We start from the raw sequence: 19,123 nt of genomic DNA on the forward strand, positions 1-19,123 counted from the left end.
ATGAAAAAATTGATTGAGACTACTCCAAAACATGATGGCTTTAGAATGCCAGGGGAACACGAGCCACACAGCGAGATTTGGATGGCTTGGCCAGAGCGCACCGACAACTGGCGCAATGGCGCAAAACCAGCACAAGCGGTGTTTGCAGACGTTGCTACCAAGATCAGCCATACAACACCAGTCACAATGCTCGCGAGTTCAGATCAATACGATAACGCAGTATCTCGTTTACCAGAGGATATTCGAGTATTGGAAATCTCGACTGATGACTCTTGGATGCGTGATATCGGTGCGACTTATGTTGTTGATGACAGCGGTGAACGCCGAGGAGTGGATTGGGAATTCAATGCATGGGGCGGGTTTGTCGATGGTTTGTATTCACCGTGGAACCGCGACAACCAAGTTGCTCAAAAGATGTGTGAAACCATTCGTGACTCTCGATACCGCGCTCCAATCGTACTCGAAGGCGGTTCAATTCACGTGGATGGCGAAGGCACGCTCTACACAACAGAAGAGTGCTTATTACACGAAAGCCGTAATCCAGACATGAGTAAAGAAGAGCTGACGGAAGTACTTTGCGAACACCTCAATGTTGAAAAGGTAATTTGGCTACCTCGTGGTTTATACAACGATGAAACCAATGGTCACGTCGATAACATCCTTCACGTCGTGAAGCCGGGTGAAGTCGTTTTAACGTGGTGCGATGACAAGAATGATCCTCAATATGAGATCAGCAAAGAAGCCTATGACTACATCACCAGCCAGACCGATGCCAAAGGCCGTCAGATAAAAGTACATAAGCTGCCAATGCCAGGCCCTCTATTCATGACCGAGGAAGAAGCGGCAGGTATCGATATCGCAGACGGAATGGAGCGAGAAGCGGGCGAGCGTTTAGCGGCATCGTATGCCAATTATCTGATTACCAATAACCAAATTGTGTTGCCGCTTTTGGACAAGCGCTACGACAACGATGTTATCGGGATCTTGGAAGGCATTTATCCCGGCTACGAAGTGAACGGCGTCCCGGCTCGAGAAATTTTGTTAGGTGGCGGCAATATCCACTGCATCACCCAACAAGTACCAAGAGTTTAGTCACAACGATAAACCTAATAACAACTAAAGACTGAGAACAGTCGTTAACACCAATATTTAATCCCAAACGTAGCGGTTCTTGAAAGTGATGGCAGGTATTCAAAATCAAATTGCCATGAAAGTGAACTTGAAAGAGCCGCGCACAAAATTATGAAAAATAGGAACTTATTATGAAATTACCTTCTTCTAGCGCAACTGAACTAAACAAAGCAAACCTAGAGCACATGGTTTCCATGAAAGATTTCTCTGTAGAAGAGATGGACAACATGATGGAGCTGATGACTTATCTGAAACAGGCGCGCAAAGACAACGCGATTCCACCACTGTTTAAAGGCAAGTCAGTTGGGATGATCTTCGAAGCGGGCTCGACTCGTACACGTGTTTCTTTCGAGGTAGCGGCAACATTACTGGGTGGTCACGCACTATTCCTATCTCCAAAAGATATTCACTTAGGTGGTAAAGAGTCGATTGATGATACGTCTCGTGTGTTATCACGTATGTGCGACATCATCATGGCTCGTACCAATAGCCCTGAAACACTAGATGGCTTACTGGAAATGTCGACAGTGCCAGTAATCAACGGTCTTGATACTCGTTTCCACCCAACTCAAATGCTAGCGGATCTCTACACGATCAGAGAACACATCACTGATGGACGTAAGCTGTCAGACCTAACTTTAGCATTCATGGGTGACGCGACGGACGTGTGCCGCTCTTTGATGCTGACTTGTGCTAAGTACGGCATGGGCTTCAAGCAAATTGGTCCTAAGAAGTACCACATGGAGCAAGAATGGATCGACATGGCGCTGAACTTCTGTGAAGAGTCTGGTGGCAAGATTGAAATTACTGATGATGTAGAGCGTATCAGTGACTGTGATGTGGTGTACGGCGATAGCTTCTACTGGGTGACGCAAATGGATGAGAAGGAAGAGCGTCTGGCGGCATTCATGCCTAACTATGTGATTACTGAAGAGCTAATGGCGAAGGCTCGCCCCGGCGCAATGTTGCTGCACTGCCTACCTGCGAATGACAAAGAAGAAGTGACTCGCGGCGCACTAGAAAGTGAATACTCAGTGGCGTTCGATGAAGCAGAAAACCGACTCACAGCTCAGATGGCGATTTTGGTGTACTTCACACATAAAGATGCGGTTATCCCAACACAAGAAACCGTTAAGCATCATGAAGAAAAAATCAGCAGCTTCTTAAGCACTCTTTAGGGGTTTATTTGTGAGGGAGTAAAAACCTCCACTGTGATGCTCGAATTAAGCTGAACCAGTATTTATCTCGATTTATTGGTTCGGCTATTTTTGTACCTTTTATTTTGAAATGTCGGTAAACCTGCGGCCAATCGGCTCTATCTGACATCAATACTCGAATAGGAGATATATCGACATGAGTGCCGATATTATTAAAGTTTCAAGAAACACTGAAGATGCACCATTGAGCCCTTTCTCAACACAATCGGTGGCATTCTCACACTACAATAACCTCTCAGCTCAATTACCGATTGATCCAAGAACGGGCGGTTTGATCTTTGGCTCTTTGGAAGATCAAACCAAGCAGTGTTTGTTAAATATTCAAGCGATTGTGGAGAGCGTTGGACACCGTATGCACGATGTTGTGAGAGTCAATATATACCTGAAGAACATTGCGGATATCGACTCGGTTAATGAAATCTATGCGTCCTTTTTCCAACACTACGTACCAACGTGCACGACACTCGCTGTCGCTGATTTACCGCTCGAAGGCGCTCACTTACAAATGGATGCAGTGATCTCGAATGGTGAAGGTACTTATCCTCAAGCGGCTTGTGAGTTAGTTAAAATCGCAAGAAATACTCAACACGCACCAGTCAGTTCTTTTTCAACTCAAACGGTGGCTTTCTCTCACTATAATCACATTTCAGCTCAGCTACCTATTGATCCGAAATCGGGTAGCATCGTCGCTGGTGGAGCAAAAGAGCAAGCGATTCAATGTCTTAAAAACATCAAATCGATACTGGAAAATATTGATGTTCCACTTGATGACATTGTGAAGGTTAATATCCATGTGAGAAGTTTGGATGACCTTGCAGCCATCAATGAAGTGTATACCACTTTCTTTCCAGATTCCGCGATTGCAAGGGCAGTCGGTTACATACCTGCGCGCTCGGTGACGGTGGTTGAAGGCTTAACAATGGGAGCGTTAGTACAGATGGATGCGACTGTGTCACACGGTGATGGCACTCCGCCACAAGCGGTTGAAGATCGACATGGGATTGTAATCAAAGCGAACAATACCAAAGCTGCGCCAATCAGCCCGTTTTCAACGCAAACTGTGGCCTTTTCACACTACAACAATATCTCCGCTCAATTACCGCTGGATCCAAGAATTGGAGCGATTGTTGCGAATGGCGCAAAAGAGCAGGCAATGCAGTGTCTGAATAACATCAAAGAAGTCGTTGAGAGCGTTGGTCATGTCATGGATGACATCGTGAAGTTGAATATTCAATTGAGAGGCATGGCTGATCTAGATGTGCTCAATGACGTTTGCACGCATTATTTTGACGGTCCGTTGCCTGCGCGCACAGTGATCGGTGTCTCTGATATCCCTATGGGTGCTTTGGTGCAAATCGATGCGATTACTTCCAACGGTGAGGGAACTCCACCTAGCCTTTAAGCGTTCTATGTAACATCAAAACAATGAGGGTTGGCTGTGAGGTTAGCCCTCTTTTTACGTCTGTTCCAACAGCAACATAAACAGCGGTTATAGTGTCCATAAGTGGAAAATCAGAGTAGACCAACTAGGATAAATTGAATTAAACCCTACAATTAATTCAACAACATGGTAGTTGCTATGAAGAAAATAACCCTTTTGTCCGTTACGATTTTATCTAGCCTTTCTTTCTCATCTTTTGCTAAAGATTGTGATCCCAATTTGCTGCCTTCTTGGAAAGACAGTGAGAGTAAATCCGCTATCGTCGACTTTGTTGGGCAAGCCACCAAAGCAGAGTCTGATGCGTTCGTGGCGATTGAAGATCGTATTGCCGTGTTCGATAACGACGGTACGCTTTGGTCGGAAAAGCCTTATTACTTCCAATTGGCTTTTGCGTTGGACCGAGTAAAAGAGATGGCTCCAGAACATCCTGAGTGGAAAACAGAAGCACCGTTTAAGTTTGTACTCGAAGATGATATTGAGAGCGTTCTGGGCAGCGGTGAAGAAGGGTTATTGAAAATTATCATGGCGACACATTCTGGTATGACTGTTGGGCAATACCAGCAAGACGTTGAGCAATGGTTGACGGTAGCAAAAGATAAACGCTTCAACAAAGCCTACACAGACCTTACTTATCAGCCAATGAAAGAGATGCTGACCTACCTGCAAGATCATGAATTTAAGACTTATATTGTGTCGGGCGGAGGCGTTGACTTCATGCGGGCATGGGCTCCACAAGCTTACAATATTCCTACAGAGCAAATCATCGGTAGTGCGCTTAAATACAACTACAGCTACAACGATGGCAAACCGACTGTTACCAAAGACTCGTCGATTTTGACCATTGATGACAAAGCCGGAAAGGTCACTAACATTCAACATATTATCGGTAAGAAACCTATTCTAGCGGTGGGTAATTCAGACGGTGACCAAGCGATGATGCAATGGGCAACGAGCCAACCTAATTCAATGGCAATGATTGTTCATCACACTGACGCTGAGCGCGAGTGGAAGTACGATAGTAAGTCTCATGTTGGTAAGTTGGATAAAGCGCTAGATGAGGCGAATTCCAGAGAGGATTGGACGCTGATCGACATGAAATCCGATTGGTGTGAGGTGTACTAACGCCTAATTGATTCTTGATTTTTGATTCATAAAAGCTCGGATTTTTGATTCGAGCTTTTTTGCGAAATAGCGAAGGCTTTGTCTCATTTTAAGCAAGAATGTACTATAAATTTTCAATGCATGACGGTTTAATCGGATAGTCAGAAATTAAAGGAATAGAGAAATGAAAACGATAGGTTTGCTTGGCGGCATGAGTTGGGAGTCGACAGTGAGCTACTACAAATCCATCAACGAGGGCGTTAAAGCGACCCTTGGTGGGCTCAATTCTGCAAAGGTTTGTATGTTCAGCGTGAACTTCCATGAGATGGAAAAGCTTCAACATCAAGGTCGCTGGGCTGAGACGGCGGATATCTTATCGGAAGCGGCTTTATCGGTAGAGAAGGGCGGCGCTGATTTCATTCTGATTTGTACCAATACCATGCATAAGGTCGTTCCTGAGATCGAAGAGAAAATCACGATTCCTATCTTACATATCGCAGATACCACGGCGCAGAAGCTGCTTGAACATGGCGTAAAGAAAGTCGGATTACTTGGTACGGCTTTCACGATGGAACAAGATTTCTATAAAGGACGCCTGATTAACAAATTTGGTATCGATGTGGTGATTCCTGATGAGAGTGACCGAGAGAAAGTCCACAACATCATTTATCAAGAGCTGTGTCGAGGCGAAGTAAAAGAAGAATCTCGAGCTGTATACCGTCAAATCATTGAGAAGCTAGGCCAACAAGGTGCAGAGGCTGTGATTCTGGGGTGCACTGAAATCGCCCTCCTGATTCAGCAGCAACACACTGATGTTCCCTTGTTTGATACCACAGCCATTCATGCAGAAGCGGCTGTACGTTTGGCGACGAGTGACTAACTTCTAGCTCTTGTTCTTAGCTCTTATTCTTAGCTCCATAGCAGTCCTCTTTTAGTTTTTGTGCGATTTTTATTCAGTTGAGTGAAAGTTTTTTGTACAAAAGCAGGTCGTTAATTAATGAAGCGATGCTTTGTTCATTAACCAAGGCTTTATCGGCAGGTAAGGCTTTAGTTAATGGCTGAGGTATCCGCGCTTTTAAGCACTATGCTTTAGTCATGACCAAAAGAGGATTTATTATGAAATGGCTTATCTTATCTGTGACGTTATTGTTTGTGGCGGGATGCCAATCAACAGGCTCTGAAACATCTTCACATGATCAAATGAATAAAGTGGATACGAGTGGCTGTAGTAGCTAATCTCTTTTTGTGGAAACACCTTTTCAGCTGCTCCGATAGCTACCCCCATAAAAGCTCCAATAAAGAGTTATCCCCTATAAAGCCTTGTGTTCTAACAAGGCTTTTATTTTATACAAAATCTAAAAACTGATTCGACTATATTGCGAATTATCAATGAATACTGGTGTTGATAAACTCTGTTTTATTCAAGCACGCTCTCGTGCTTATAGACCGGAGAAACCAATATGAATTACGAGGGAAAAGTATATCGTCCATGGACAGAGGCGAAGAGCATTCTGATTCAAACCACTTTAGGTTGCAGTATCAACACGTGCACGTTCTGTAATATGTTCAGCGATAAACGATTCAAGGTTCGTGATATTGAGGATGTGTTTAAAGATATCGAAGAAGTTCGCCTGATTTATCCTTATGTTGAATCGATTTTTCTTATCGATGGCAACGTGATGGCCGCCCGCACGGATTATCTCCTTAAGATTTTGGATAAGCTTCGTCATACCTTTCCAGAAAGCAGAAAAGTATCGCTCTATAGTGGTTTGAACGATTTCCGTCGTAAAAGCTTGAGCGAACTTAAAGAGCTTAAAAGTGCTGGTCTCACTATGGCTTATGCGGGGTTGGAGTCAGGCGATGCGGTTGTACTCGACAACATCAAAAAGCGCATGACACCAGAACAAGCGATCGAAGGCATGGCATTAGCCAAAGAAGCCGGCATTGAAACCTTACTTTCGTTTATCTTCGGCCTTGGTGGGCGCGATCGATCACGTGAACATATTGTCGAGACCACAAGATTACTGAACATCATGAAGCCTGAGCAGATAGCGCCAATGGCGTTAGCGATTCAGCCAGGAACCGTGATGGAACAAGAAGTAAAAGACGGTAAGTTCGTTATGCCGACGCAACTTCAGATCTTAGAAGAAGAAAAGTATCTGCTTGAGAATCTAAACATCGACACTTTCTATTGGGGCGACCATGGTAATAACATCGTGACTCAGAAAGGTTTCCTGCTTGATTCAAGAGAGCAATTTTTGGCTAAGGTGAACCGTGCGATAGCATCAAACCCAATGGCTAAAGATAGTGTTATTCAGACGTTTGCTTGGTAGCGTTTAGTTAAAAACGATATTCGCCATAAACCTACTTCTTTTACTGAGACAATTCAAAATCAGTAAAGCCATTTTCTTGGTGGATGTTGTAAATTTGTGAATCTGAATTGTCTATATTCTATGCTGTGTACTGGATCTCATTTGTTATTTGACTCCCTTGCTAAGGTTAATAATGAATGCGTAATACCAATCACTTTACTCAACTTAAGAGGTTTCTATGCTAGGTGAAAATCATTCTCTTGTTCACGAATTTCCTGAAATGAAAGATAAAATTGCTGAGCTTGTTAAAACTGACGATGGCTTTGCAGCAGACATGAAGACGTACGACAACCTTGATAAAGAGATTCGTAAGCTTGAGCTGAAAGATTCACCCATTGATGACGGCTCGATGCACCAACTGAAACATGATCGTTCTGTACTGAAAGATGCACTGCATGCACGTTTAACTGGCTAGTGAGCTAGTAATTTTGCTGATTAGCTAAATGGCGAATTGCAGACTTAGACAAAAAAACTCCTTCGGGAGTTTTTTTCGTTTTGGTTCAATAACATCTTCACAATTCAACTGAGTTAATACGTTGTATTGTTATGTGAATGACGCATAATGAGGGTTACTGGTACACGATTTTTAAGATTTTATTGGTAATCTCATGAATATTGAACACCTCAAATTGTTTGTTCGTTTAGCTTCCACACATAACATCAGCATGGCTGGGCAAGAGCTTGGTTTGTCTCCTGCTGTTGCAAGCTCGCACATCAGTAAATTGGAAGACAATTTAGGCGTTCGCTTGATCCACAGAACCACTCGTAAGGTCTCTTTAACCGAAGAGGGGGAAGCATTTTTGCCTCATGCTGAAGAAGTATTATCGAGTGTCGATGCTGCCAAATCGGCGGTCGGTGTGGGCTGTGACTCTCCAACCGGAACGCTACGAGTTACCGCATCGGCGTCTTTTGGACGTTTGCATCTTGTTCCTGCTTTGCCTGGATTCTTAGAGCGCTACCCTGGGTTAAAAGTCGATCTCAGGCTATCAGATTCGATGGTAGATGTTGTTGAGGGTGGCTTTGATATCGCAATTCGTATCTCAGAGCTGAAGGACTCAACACTGATTGCCCGAAAACTTGCGACAGACAAACGCATTGTGTGTGCATCGCCTGATTACTTAATCAAATACGGTAAGCCAGCCATACCTCAAGATCTCAATGATCATCAGTGTATTAGCTTGATTGGTTTAGAAAACTGGACCTTCAATACCGAAAGCGGGCCTAAGACGATTAAGGCATCGGGATCGTTCAGGGCAGATAACGGAGAAGCACTACGTGACGCAGCCTCAGGTGGTATGGGTATCACGGTGACGTCGAATTGGTGTGCGTATGAGCAACTGAAAAGTGGTCAACTGATTCAAATATTAGAAGATTACCCATTAACCTCAGAGCCTGCGATTTGGGCTGTGTACCCAAGCACAAGGTTACTTGCGCCAAAGGTGAGAGCCTTCATTGACTACTTCTCTGAGTATTATGGCAACCCGCCGTATTGGGAGCAAACGTAGAGACAAACGTTGTACGAAAGCCCTGTGTTTCTAATTAAATACATTAGAAACACAGGGCTTTTTTATTGAGATTTGTAAATCAACTCAACATGAGTCGTCGTGATTAAGAAAGCGTCGCTTTGATGATCTCTTCAATTTTAGCGACAACTTGCTGTGATTTATCACCGTAAATCGCATCTGGGTGTGGGTTCGCAAATGTGTTGTTGTCGTTATCAAAGTATTGACCGCCTGCTTGTGCAAACTCATCAGACAATGATGCGCGAACCAGAATATCAGAACCTATGCTTAGGTCGCCGCCTGCAATACCGTAAGCGTCTTTCACCATCTTGCTGCCTAGTAACGAAGCTGGGTTAACCGCAACCACCATTGGCCCTGTAGAGCCTAACTCTTTTGCCATCTCACGAGTCCACATAGTGATCGCAAGCTTGCTTTGTGCGTAAGCGTCACCGTCTGACATTGGTTTCTTGCCTTCTAGCGCTTCGATGTTCACTGCTGCTTGCGCCGCTGAAGACAGGTTCACCACTCGGCTAGATGCATCGAGCACTGGTAGCAGACGTTTAGTCAGATGGTATGGTGAAATGGTATTCACAACAAAACGAACATCTAAACCGTCTTTAGTGATTGTGTTCGGAGTGTTGAACACACCTGCGTTGTTTATCAGTACATCAATCTTATCGTGCTCAGCAATTATTTCGTCAGCCAACGCATCCACATCAGCCAGAACAGACAAGTCTGCCACGTAACTTTGAATTTTAGCTTCAGCAGAGATAGCCACAAGTTGCTGCTCTACGTCTTTGAGTTTGCTTGGGTTACGTCCATGCAATAAAACGTGGTGGCCTTGTTGAATAAGTACTTTTGCCGTTTCGAAGCCGATACCATCGGTAGAGCCTGTGATCAGAATAACTTTTTGCATGGAATAGATTCCTTATTAAAGCGCTGACATGGTGAGCGTTTTTAAATGTGTTGTTTCGTTGAGATAAAGAATAGCAACCTTTTGTGAAGTTGATAATCAACCGGATTAATAAAACACTATTTAGTTTTTGTTGAAAATAGAGGTGTGAACAAAGTCTCAGGCTGAGCGGAATAGCAGACAATAAAAAAGCTTAGCGCGGGGGTCGCTAAGCTTCGTTGTTAAGTATGTTCTTGAACCATGTTTAAGCTGGTAGGGTTAGCCTACTTGAGAAAAGCTCACTACCTTGCTTTGTAGCTTCTCTTTCAGGTAATCCGTCACCGCTTGCTGCTCGGATTCGCTCATGTACAGGCCAAGTTTGGTTCTGCGCCACAAGATGTCTTCGTCAGTCATCGCCATCTCTTCATTGATCAAGTAATCGATTTCAACTTGATAAACGCCATGCGCTTCGCTTGAGAACTGGATGCCAAGGTCAGCTTCGCTGTTTGCTCCTTCCAGTAGCTTCCACGTGTAAGTACCAAATTGAGTCACGTAGCGAAGCAATAGCGCTTCAGATGCCCAAGGGTATTTAGTGTGGATCATCTTCGCAAGCTGCTCTCTGCTGCAACTAAAGTTACCGCCTGGAAGCGTGTCGTTCGCTGTCCATGGTGCACCCATGTTGGTTAGGTGTGGCTCAAGCTTCTTAAGCGCCGCTTCGCCGAGCTTACGATAAGTGGTTAACTTGCCACCGAAGATCGAAAGCAGTGGTGCTTGATCAAGCTCTGCGTCCAATTCCAATGTGTAGTCTCGAGTGATCGCTTGTGGGGAATCAGATTCGTCGTCACAAAGTGGTCTTACGCCACTGTATGTCCAAACCACGTCCTCACGGCCAAGCTGTTTAACAAAGTGCTGGTTAACGATATCAATCAAGTAATCCACTTCGACATCATCAATTGCGACGTTACGTGGGTCGCCTTTGTATTCAAGGTCGGTGGTGCCGATGATCGAGAACTTATCTAGGTAAGGGATCATGAACACAATGCGATTGTCTTTGTTTTGCAGAATGTACGCTTGTGGTTCGTCATGAATGCGTGGCACAACAATGTGCGAGCCTTTGATCAGACGAATATTACGAGGCGAAGCCTGCTCTAATCCATCATCGAAGAACTGCTTAACCCAAGGGCCAGCCGCGTTAACCAGTGCTTTCGCTTTACGTTCAAAGCGTTGGTTTGTCATCACATCGAGGATCGTCACATGCCAAATACCACCTTCACGGTGCGCTTTTTCAACACGGCAGTAGTTACGTACTTCTGCGTTGTTTTCTTTTGCTGCTAATACGTTGAGCAACACCATACGCGCATCATCCACCCAGCAATCTGAGTATTCGAAGCCCGTCTTCATTTCTGGTTTCAGTAGGCCCGATTTCGCTAGGTTGACTGTCTTGCTTCCCGGAAGAGTGGTGCGCTTACCCAAGTTATCGTAAAGGAATAGGCCACAGCGAATCATCCAAGCTGGGCGTAAAAATGGTCGATGAGGCAAACGGAAACGCATTGGTTGAGCAACATGAGGCGCTTTTCTTAACAAGACTTCACGTTCAGCGAGTGCTTCCGAAACTAAACGAAATTCGTAATGTTCAAGGTAGCGTAGGCCACCGTGGATAAGCTTTGAGCTGGCAGAAGACGTTGCAGATGCAAAATCATTTGCTTCGTATAAGCCAACGTTTAGACCACGACCTGATGCGTCTGCCGCGATGCCTGCACCGTTGATGCCGCCGCCAATCACGATCAAGTCTAAAGTGGAAGATGTACTGTTGTTTGAATTATTTTGTTGAGCACTCATGGTTTTGACCTCTTTCTGAGCGAACGAGCATTTTAGAACATAATTGAATCCTATATGAACTTTCGTTTGTGGTCATTTATTATTTTCGTTTATGCGCGTTTTATGTGATTTGGGCATAAAAAAACCTCTGCTTATGAAAGCAGAGGTTCAAATAAGACTAATTCGAGCATAGAAGCGACAGTGACAGCGAGCAAGTTTTACTTTATTAACTTTTCTATAAAGAATGGTGATTCGTTTAAGAAAGTGGCGTCACTGAGCTCTTGTTTTGATTTATTCGCTCATAGAACGAGCGGTATCGATCACTTCTAATGGTATTGCCGAATCTTTAAGGATGTTGAGAATCTCTTCCGGTGGCTGCTTATTAGTAAACACCATGTGCGCTTGAGAGATATTGCCGAGCTTAACCATCGCGTTACGGCCAAACTTAGTGTGGTCGACGGCTAAGAAGATGCTGCGACTGTTTTCGATGATGGCTTGTTTCACACGAACTTCGTGGTAATCAAAATCGAGTAGTGAGCCATCAAAGTCGATGCCGCTGATACCTAAGATGCCGAAATCGAGGCGGAACTGCTTTACAAAATCAAGTGTCGCTTCGCCAACAATACCGCCGTCGCGGTTTCTCACTTCGCCACCCGCCAAGATAACCTTTATCTCTGGATTCGGAAGAAGGATGCTCGCCACGTTAATGTTGTTGGTGACAACTCGTAATTGTTTGTGATTTTTATTGAGCGCGCGTGCTACCGATTCTGGCGTGGTGCCGATATCAACGAACAGGGTTGCACCATCTGGGATGTGCTTAACCAGTTCGTCGGCGATCACGTCTTTTTCGTTGAAGTTAAGCGCTTTACGCGTGTTATAAGAGGTATTTTCCGAGCTTAAAGGAATGGTTGCACCACCATGATAGCGACGAATTTTGTTGCTATCGGCAAGTTCATTGAGGTCTCGTCTGATGGTTTGTGGGCTGACATCGAACTTTTCAACGAGCTCTTCGGTGCTCACATATCCTTGTGTTTTTACCAGATCTACAATCTGCTGGTGTCTTGGTATCTGCTTCACTTAACTTACCACTCCCTGCGCGCAAAGGGCTCTAGCGCGTCAAAATCGAAAATATAAACTCACGCTATTGTGCTCGAATTGATGAAAAGAGAGAAGTAATGATGGTAAGGAATCATGTCTAAACCGCAAAAACGCTGGTCAAAACGTGGAATTTGAGCCTGAAACGCAAAAAAGAGCACAAAAGAGTGCTCTTTTTAGTTTCGTTTGCTGAGGTTCGAGCAATCTAGTCGATTAGATTACTCGAGTTCCTAGGTCAACGATTAATGATTAACGATGAGCTGAATACTCAGTATTACTCTTCGTCGTCATCGTGCAGCTCAGACCAAACCTGTGCACACTTGATTGCACGCTTCCAGCCTTTGTAACGGCGGTTACGCTTTTCTTCGTCGTGGTGTGGCATGAACGTGCGGTTAAGAACGGCTTTGTCTTGAAGCTCGTCAATGCTGTCCCAGAAACCAACCGCTAGGCCAGCAAGGTAAGCGGCACCAAGAGCCGTTACTTCTGTTACTTCAGGACGATGAACTTCAGTATCAAGCACGTCTGATTGGAATTGCATTAGGAAGTTGTTCGCTACTGCGCCGCCATCAACACGTAGGTTTGCTAGCTTGATGCCAGAGTCCGCTTGCATCGCATCTAGCACGTCACGAGTTTGGTAAGCAATGCCTTCCAAGGTTGCACGGATGATGTGGTTAGAGTTAACACCACGAGTCAGGCCAACAATCGTACCGCGAGCGTAAGCATCCCAGTATGGTGCGCCTAGGCCAGTGAATGCAGGAACCACGTAAACACCGTTTGAAGAGTCCACTTTGGTTGCGAAGTACTCTGAGTCTTCTGCGCCAGCCAGTAGTTTCATTTCATCACGTAGCCATTGGATTGATGCGCCGCCCATGAATACTGCACCTTCAAGTGCGTATGCAGGTTCGCCTTTAGGACCACATGCCAGTGTTGTTAGTAGGCCGTTTTTAGATGTGACTTTCTCTTGGCCTGTGTTCATTAGAAGGAAACAACCAGTACCATAAGTGTTCTTAGCTTGGCCTGCTTCTACACACATTTGACCGTAAAGTGCAGCTTGTTGGTCACCCGCAATACCCGCGATTGGAATACGAGTACCGCCTTTACCACCAAGGTTCGTTTGACCGTAAACCTCAGAAGAACGCTTCACTTCTGGCATCATTGATGACGGGATACCCATTTCATCAAGTAGCTTTTGATCCCAGCATAGGTCGTTGATGTTGAACAACATAGTACGTGACGCGTTAGTGTAATCCGTAACGTGAACACGCCCTTGAGTCATCTTCCAAACCAACCAAGTATCAACGGTACCGAACAGTAGTTTGCCAGCTTCAGCGTCTTCGCGAGCGCCTTCAACGTTGTCTAGAATCCATTTTACTTTGGTACCTGAGAAATACGGGTCAAGGACTAAGCCTGTATTGTCACGTACGTAGTCTTCTAGGCCACGTGCTTTTAGGTCTTCACAGATGTCTGCTGTACGGCGACACTGCCATACGATGGCGTTATAAACCGGCTTACCTGTCTCTTTGTTCCAAACAATGGTGGTTTCACGTTGGTTAGTGATACCGATGCCCGCTAGCTCATCGCTGCGGATGCCTGCTTTAGCAAGCGCTTCAACCAATGTAGAGCTTTGCGTCGCCCAGATTTCCATTGGATCATGCTCAACCCAACCGGCTTTAGGATAAATCTGAGTAAATTCGCGTTGAGAAGAGCTTACGATGTTTGCATCGTGGTCGAGGATTACAGCGCGAGAGCTTGTGGTGCCTTGGTCTAGGGCAACAATGTATTTTTGCTCGGTCATGGTAAGAATCCTTTTTCTTTTGTTATTTATATTTTAGTAAATGTAGGGGCGCTTAGTGATTAAGCTTGAGCTTGTTCAGCTTCTTGTTCTGTTTCACATTGGTTTGGAATTGTGCAGCCTTGGCCTTCAACTGGTAGGTAAGCACCGATAACACGTGGGTACAACCAGCCACCAAAACATGCACCCGCAATTGGAGCAAGGATTGGTACGATGAAGTAAGGAATATCACGAGCACCTGTTAGTGCGAAATCCCAACCTGCAAAGTAAGCGAACAGTTTTGGTCCGAAATCACGAGCAGGGTTCATTGCAAAGCCAGTCAGTGGACCTAAAGAGCCACCGATAACTGCGATAAGAATACCGATCAGTAAAGGGTTCATTGCACCGCGAGATGCGCCATTGTTCTCATCACCTAACGCTAAGATGGCAAACATCAACACTGCAGTAATCACGAATTCCACAGCAAAAGCGCCGAAGAAAGAGAGTGAAGCATGTGGGTAAGTCGAGAAGATACCAGCAGTTGATAGTGCGTCTTGGCTGCTACGAACGAAGTTGTGTGCAATTTCGTAGTCAGTAAATAGGTTGCTGTACAGGCTGTAAACCAGTGCTGCAGAGCAGAATGCGCCAAGCAGTTGCGAAATGATGTAAGGCAGCACTTTCGCTTTATCAAAGCCATGGAACATGGCTAGTGCAATCGTCACCGCTGGGTTGATGTGAGCGCCTGACACGCCGGCAGTACAGTAAATTGCAATCGCAACACCGAAGCCCCAGATGATGCTGATTTCCCATTGTCCGAATGTTGCACCGGTTAGTACCAGTGCAGCCACACAGCCAACGCCGAAGAATATGAGTAATCCTGTACCGATAAATTCAGCCAAGCATTGCCCAAATAAAGAAGGGTGTTTGTTTGTTGTCATGTTCGAGTCCTTTTTAGTTTTGCTTATCTAGCACGTGCATTGTGCATAAATTTGCGAACTCGAAAATAAACGAACATAAAAAGTGAGCGTTTGAGCATGAAATTGTTAATTAAAGTCACTTGAAATGTTAATCCGAACACTTTTGCTCGGAAAAGACGCTCGCATGAACGTCATTGTTCGAATGGATGTGTTTCGAGGTCGCTAAAACTACCTGTATGTAAACGGATGCACAACTGGTACGAGGAGTTTATGTTTGGATTTGTGATGCTACTTCGTGAGTGGTGGATTATTAGACGTAGCTTGATGATATTTAACACACTTTACCTTGTGTACTGAACAGAATGTTCTAAATGTGATGTGGTACTGTGCTTTGTTTTATTATTGTTACTTTTGTTATTGAAATTGCCACCATACTTGAGAACAATCGTCTTCTTTATACGGGGGATAAGATGCGAATATTGGTAGTTGAAGATGATCGCTTGATCAGTGAAGCAATAGAACAGCGCTTTATCGACCTAGGTCATGGTGTTGATTGTGCCTACGATGGGGCGGTCGCGTTCGCCATGATCAGCCACACCGATTTTGATTTAGTGATTCTCGATCTAAACCTGCCCAATAAATCGGGTGAGCAGATCATCAAACGTATTCGCCAGTCGTCTGATACCCCCGTTCTCATTCTTACCGCGCGCAGTGAAGTGTTTGACCGAATTCAACTTTTGGATCTGGGCGCTGATGATTATCTTACTAAGCCTTTTGATTTTGGTGAGTTGGAAGCTCGCTGTCGCGCGATCGTTCGACGTCGTCAAGGCAGCGATCAGAACACAGTGACGTTTGGTGACATTGAGTTTGACAGTGCAGGGTGCATTGTAAAAGTGAAGGGCGAGGTCATTGAGCTTAAACAGCGTGAATATCGCTTATTAGAAATTTTCCTGAACCACCTCAATCGTGTGATGAGCAAAGAAGAGATCATCGACCACTTATATAACTTCGATAACCCACCCAATACTAATGCGATTGAAACCTACGTTGGTCGCTTGAGGAAGGCGCTAGCCAATAGCAATGTTGAGATCAAAACCCTGCGTGGCCTTGGTTATGTGCTCAATAAAGTCGAAGACTGAGCTTAGGAGTATTAGGTGACGGCACTGACCCAATCTGTCCGCTTTCGTTTTCGAACAAAATCGCTGAGATTCCAATTATTGTTCTCTGCGACCTGTCTATTGTGCCTGATTAGTTTGCTGACTTTGGTTGCGGTAAAGCGCTACGCCTATCAAACCACTCAGATGTTTTATGATCGCCAGTTGAATAACGCGGCTCTGCAGATCATAGAGCAGGTTCGTTTTAATGGTTTAACATTCAGTGTCGACATCCCCACCGCAGCCTTTAAATCGCTGGCTGATTCCCCTAGAGATAAGGTTTTCTATCTGGTTGCTAGTTCTTCGAATTCATCGGAGTCGGGTTACATCACGGGTTATAAAGAATTGCTTGATGATCAGTTAGTGCGTGACCAAATCGAGCAATATCAGATTAAGCTCGAACCAGAGGCTGCTTATTTTTACTTAACCTTTAAAGATGACTGGGTGCGTTTGTCTTTGGTCAGTCGCATCATGAATACCCGTGAAGGGCCGCAAAACATTTACGTGCTTGTGGGGCAAACCACACAAGCAAGGCAAGTATGGGAGAAACAGCTCGCGGACCACGCGGTAAAGCTACTACTTGCGGTGATGTTAAGTGCACTATTGGTCATCTTTGTGTTGATTGTAAAGGTGCTTAAGCCGGTCAATGAAATCAACAATAAGATGGAGAGGCGATCGAATCTCGACTTGACCCCTATTAATCTCGATGCGCCGGAAGAGGTCGAGCATTTGGTCGATACCATCAATGTGTTTATGTCTCAACTCGATAAGAACTTAACCAACCTTAAGAACTTTACCGGCGAAGCTGCGCATCAATTAAAGACGCCAATCGCTGGCATTAAAGCTCAAATCGAACTGGCCAAAAGCAAAGCAAATGACAACCAGACACTTGATTACTTAGACAAAGTCACAGGCGCGTGTGAAGTGCTTGAGCGTACCGTGGAGCAGCTGTTGAGCCACGCGACGATTCGCCATCGCTACCAAAGTATTGAGCCCACAGAGATTGATTTTAATGAGCTAGTGAAGCAAACCAGCCGTGGTTTAGCGATGAATGCATTGAACAAAGACATCGAACTGAGCTACATCGAATCACTCAAGTTTCACATCCGAGGCGACAGCTTCGCATTAACTCAGATGCTGACTAATCTCATCGAAAATGCCATCAAGTATTCACCGAAAGGCAGCACGATCGAAGTTGAGTTGGTGCAACAAGGAAGTAAAGCCGTGCTGTACGTTCGTGATTTTGGGCCCGGTATTGATGAGCAAGATAAACCCCATGTGTTCGAGATGTTTTATCGTAGCCCAAATGCACTAAGCCAAGGCACAGGTTTAGGGATGAGTATTGCTTTGGATGTTGCTCAAAAATCTAATGCGATTCTGAGCTTAGAAGACACAAACCCAAATGAAACGGATAACGGTGGTCTTACGGTGAAAATCCAGTTCCCGCATACTTATTGGTGGGAGGTTTTATGATCAAGTTCTGTCTATCTTGGGTAACAGGACTGAGCTCGACTGTGTTGTTATCAGGCGCTTTGTTTGTTACGGGTGCCACCGCGCAAGCTAATCAAGCTAGTGGTCAACAAGGTTCTGCTCATCAAGACCCTGTCCACCAAGACAAGAGCAACCAAGGTGATGGAAACGAAGATGCGTTGGTGATCTATGGGGCGGCTTATTTATCAGAAATGAAACCACTGCTCGATGACTTCCAACGTCGAAATCCAGATATTACGGTGCGCTATCAAGCGATGAGCAGCAATGTATTAGATGCTCATATTCGAGACCAAAAACCGGATCAGCCTGACATCACCATCAGTTCGGTGATGGATTTACAATTGCGACTTGTTAATGATGGTTATGCGCTGCCTTACCAAATCAATGTGCCGGGTTATGGCTCTCAATCGGGTATTGTTCCGCACTGGAGCCAATGGCGAAATGAGCTGTTTGGCTTTAGCTATGAACCTGCTGTGATTGTGTTTAATCAAGCTTTCCTTGAAGGCAAAGAAGTCCCGCTTAGTCGTGTTGAGTTGCTGAGTTTTATTCGTCAGCATAGTGATGAGCTGGAGGGGAAGATAGGGTTGTTTGATATTCGAGATGTGGGTATTGGTTATTTACTTTGGTCTTTTGAACGAGCACAAACCAGTAACTACGGGCAGTTTTTAGAGCTGTTTAATCTTCATCAGGCGCGCACCTTTGATAGCTCCGCCTCGATGCTCAAGGCGTTGACCAATGGTGATATCTCGATTGCCTACAACATCATGGGCTCGTATGCGAACTCATGGGAATCAAAGCACAAAGATGTAGTGATTGTGGCTGCGAATGATTACACCCCTGTGGTTATTCGAACGGCATTTATCAACAAAACCACCCCGCGGCCAGCACAAGCACAAGCCTTTATCGATTATCTGTTTTCCTATTCAGGACAGAAGCTAATGGCAAAAGAAACCAACATGCCTCCAGTGCGTATCGATATTAAAAGTGCAAAGTCTGCGGTTGTCTTACGTGAGCAGTTTGCGAACCAACTTAAGCCTTTGCCATTAGATGTCAGCTTGTTGATCTTCTCAGATCAAAGCAAAAAATCGTTAGTGATTACGGAATGGGAGAGTGCCTTAAAAAGCTACGACTAGCCTTATTCTTATTTCAGTTCAGTTTAGTTTAGGTCAGGTTAGGTCAGTTTTAGCCTCGGTATTAACCCTCTGTTATTCTGCCTTTGAA

16 protein-coding genes are annotated in these 19,123 nt (G+C 44.8%); 11 read left to right on the top strand and 5 right to left on the bottom strand.

All coding sequences use genetic code 11. From position 1 onward, the window contains the following. The 8 genes from aguA (at window position 1) to AB4484_RS03015 (ending at window position 8,767) form a co-directional block, all read left to right on the top strand. Complete coding sequence (gene aguA / locus AB4484_RS02980) at window positions 1–1,092, top strand: agmatine deiminase (RefSeq protein WP_046223242.1); 1,092 nt, start codon at window positions 1–3, stop codon at window positions 1,090–1,092. 170 nt (window positions 1,093–1,262) lie between these two features. After that, window positions 1,263–2,309, top strand: a complete 1,047-nt coding sequence (gene argF / locus AB4484_RS02985) for an ornithine carbamoyltransferase (RefSeq protein WP_372076350.1) — start codon at window positions 1,263–1,265, stop codon at window positions 2,307–2,309. Window positions 2,310–2,484: 175 nt separating this feature from the next. Then, window positions 2,485–3,750 carry a RidA family protein gene (locus tag AB4484_RS02990; protein ID WP_248336198.1) on the top strand — a complete coding sequence of 422 codons (1,266 nt, stop codon included), beginning with the start codon at window positions 2,485–2,487 and terminating at the stop codon, window positions 3,748–3,750. A 177-nt stretch (window positions 3,751–3,927) separates the two neighbouring features. Next, on the top strand, window positions 3,928–4,911 hold the full coding sequence (locus AB4484_RS02995) for an HAD family phosphatase (protein WP_248336197.1): 984 nt from the start codon (window positions 3,928–3,930) through the stop codon (window positions 4,909–4,911). Between the two features lie 163 nt (window positions 4,912–5,074). After that, entirely contained in the window at window positions 5,075–5,770 is a 696-nt protein-coding gene (locus AB4484_RS03000; protein WP_061037908.1) for an aspartate/glutamate racemase family protein, read from the top strand. A 580-nt stretch (window positions 5,771–6,350) separates the two neighbouring features. Then, entirely contained in the window at window positions 6,351–7,223 is an 873-nt protein-coding gene (locus tag AB4484_RS03005; RefSeq protein WP_372076352.1) for a radical SAM protein, read from the top strand. A gap of 217 nt (window positions 7,224–7,440) precedes the next feature. After that, window positions 7,441–7,677: a YdcH family protein gene (locus AB4484_RS03010; RefSeq protein WP_017067743.1), complete on the top strand. Its 237-nt coding sequence runs from the start codon at window positions 7,441–7,443 to the stop codon at window positions 7,675–7,677. Window positions 7,678–7,870: 193 nt separating this feature from the next. Then, window positions 7,871–8,767, top strand: a complete 897-nt coding sequence (locus AB4484_RS03015; protein ID WP_372076354.1) for a LysR family transcriptional regulator — start codon at window positions 7,871–7,873, stop codon at window positions 8,765–8,767. 103 nt (window positions 8,768–8,870) lie between these two features. Here the strand turns inward: AB4484_RS03015 and AB4484_RS03020 are convergent, their stop codons facing one another. The 5 genes from AB4484_RS03020 to AB4484_RS03040 all read right to left on the bottom strand — a co-directional run bounded on the left by AB4484_RS03020 (window position 8,871) and on the right by AB4484_RS03040 (window position 15,278). Further along, on the bottom strand, window positions 8,871–9,680 hold the full coding sequence (locus AB4484_RS03020) for an SDR family NAD(P)-dependent oxidoreductase (RefSeq protein WP_372076356.1): 810 nt from the start codon (window positions 9,678–9,680) through the stop codon (window positions 8,871–8,873). A gap of 255 nt (window positions 9,681–9,935) precedes the next feature. Continuing rightward, a complete protein-coding gene (gene glpD, locus AB4484_RS03025) occupies window positions 9,936–11,495 on the bottom strand; it encodes a glycerol-3-phosphate dehydrogenase (RefSeq protein WP_029224413.1) in 1,560 nt (519 codons plus the stop codon). A gap of 270 nt (window positions 11,496–11,765) precedes the next feature. Next, window positions 11,766–12,551: a DeoR/GlpR family transcriptional regulator gene (locus AB4484_RS03030; protein WP_050651041.1), complete on the bottom strand. Its 786-nt coding sequence runs from the start codon at window positions 12,549–12,551 to the stop codon at window positions 11,766–11,768. Between the two features lie 292 nt (window positions 12,552–12,843). Next, complete coding sequence (glpK, locus tag AB4484_RS03035; RefSeq protein ID WP_017064019.1) at window positions 12,844–14,364, bottom strand: glycerol kinase GlpK; 1,521 nt, start codon at window positions 14,362–14,364, stop codon at window positions 12,844–12,846. A 59-nt stretch (window positions 14,365–14,423) separates the two neighbouring features. Further along, on the bottom strand, window positions 14,424–15,278 hold the full coding sequence (locus AB4484_RS03040; RefSeq protein WP_012600122.1) for an MIP/aquaporin family protein: 855 nt from the start codon (window positions 15,276–15,278) through the stop codon (window positions 14,424–14,426). A gap of 449 nt (window positions 15,279–15,727) precedes the next feature. Here AB4484_RS03040 and AB4484_RS03045 point away from each other — a divergent pair, with 449 nt between their 5' ends. The 3 genes from AB4484_RS03045 to AB4484_RS03055 are packed head-to-tail and all read left to right on the top strand — an operon-like array spanning window position 15,728 to window position 19,035. Beyond that, entirely contained in the window at window positions 15,728–16,396 is a 669-nt protein-coding gene (locus AB4484_RS03045) for a response regulator transcription factor (protein WP_016795398.1), read from the top strand. A gap of 15 nt (window positions 16,397–16,411) precedes the next feature. Continuing rightward, window positions 16,412–17,884 carry a sensor histidine kinase gene (locus AB4484_RS03050; protein WP_372076359.1) on the top strand — a complete coding sequence of 491 codons (1,473 nt, stop codon included), beginning with the start codon at window positions 16,412–16,414 and terminating at the stop codon, window positions 17,882–17,884. Then, window positions 17,881–19,035: an ABC transporter substrate-binding protein gene (locus tag AB4484_RS03055; RefSeq protein WP_372076361.1), complete on the top strand. Its 1,155-nt coding sequence runs from the start codon at window positions 17,881–17,883 to the stop codon at window positions 19,033–19,035. The genes AB4484_RS03050 and AB4484_RS03055 overlap by 4 nt, the downstream gene beginning before the upstream one ends. Window positions 19,036–19,123: the final 88 nt, after the last annotated feature.

The organism is Vibrio sp. 10N.261.46.A3 (assembly GCF_041472995.1).
Classification (GTDB): domain Bacteria; phylum Pseudomonadota; class Gammaproteobacteria; order Enterobacterales; family Vibrionaceae; genus Vibrio; species Vibrio coralliirubri.

What these genes read in the sequence shown, in the direction of transcription:
- AB4484_RS03020 (WP_372076356.1), bottom strand. Translation starts at nt 9,680, where the DNA reads ATGCAAAAAGTTATTCTGATCACAGGCTCTACCGATGGTATCGGCTTC.
- aguA (WP_046223242.1), top strand. Translation starts at nt 1, where the DNA reads ATGAAAAAATTGATTGAGACTACTCCAAAACATGATGGCTTTAGAATG.
- AB4484_RS03015 (WP_372076354.1), top strand. Translation starts at nt 7,871, where the DNA reads ATGAATATTGAACACCTCAAATTGTTTGTTCGTTTAGCTTCCACACAT.
- glpD (WP_029224413.1), bottom strand. Translation starts at nt 11,495, where the DNA reads ATGAGTGCTCAACAAAATAATTCAAACAACAGTACATCTTCCACTTTA.
- AB4484_RS03010 (WP_017067743.1), top strand. Translation starts at nt 7,441, where the DNA reads ATGCTAGGTGAAAATCATTCTCTTGTTCACGAATTTCCTGAAATGAAA.
- glpK (WP_017064019.1), bottom strand. Translation starts at nt 14,364, where the DNA reads ATGACCGAGCAAAAATACATTGTTGCCCTAGACCAAGGCACCACAAGC.
- AB4484_RS02995 (WP_248336197.1), top strand. Translation starts at nt 3,928, where the DNA reads ATGAAGAAAATAACCCTTTTGTCCGTTACGATTTTATCTAGCCTTTCT.
- AB4484_RS03005 (WP_372076352.1), top strand. Translation starts at nt 6,351, where the DNA reads ATGAATTACGAGGGAAAAGTATATCGTCCATGGACAGAGGCGAAGAGC.
- argF (WP_372076350.1), top strand. Translation starts at nt 1,263, where the DNA reads ATGAAATTACCTTCTTCTAGCGCAACTGAACTAAACAAAGCAAACCTA.
- AB4484_RS03045 (WP_016795398.1), top strand. Translation starts at nt 15,728, where the DNA reads ATGCGAATATTGGTAGTTGAAGATGATCGCTTGATCAGTGAAGCAATA.
- AB4484_RS03055 (WP_372076361.1), top strand. Translation starts at nt 17,881, where the DNA reads ATGATCAAGTTCTGTCTATCTTGGGTAACAGGACTGAGCTCGACTGTG.
- AB4484_RS02990 (WP_248336198.1), top strand. Translation starts at nt 2,485, where the DNA reads ATGAGTGCCGATATTATTAAAGTTTCAAGAAACACTGAAGATGCACCA.
- AB4484_RS03040 (WP_012600122.1), bottom strand. Translation starts at nt 15,278, where the DNA reads ATGACAACAAACAAACACCCTTCTTTATTTGGGCAATGCTTGGCTGAA.
- AB4484_RS03000 (WP_061037908.1), top strand. Translation starts at nt 5,075, where the DNA reads ATGAAAACGATAGGTTTGCTTGGCGGCATGAGTTGGGAGTCGACAGTG.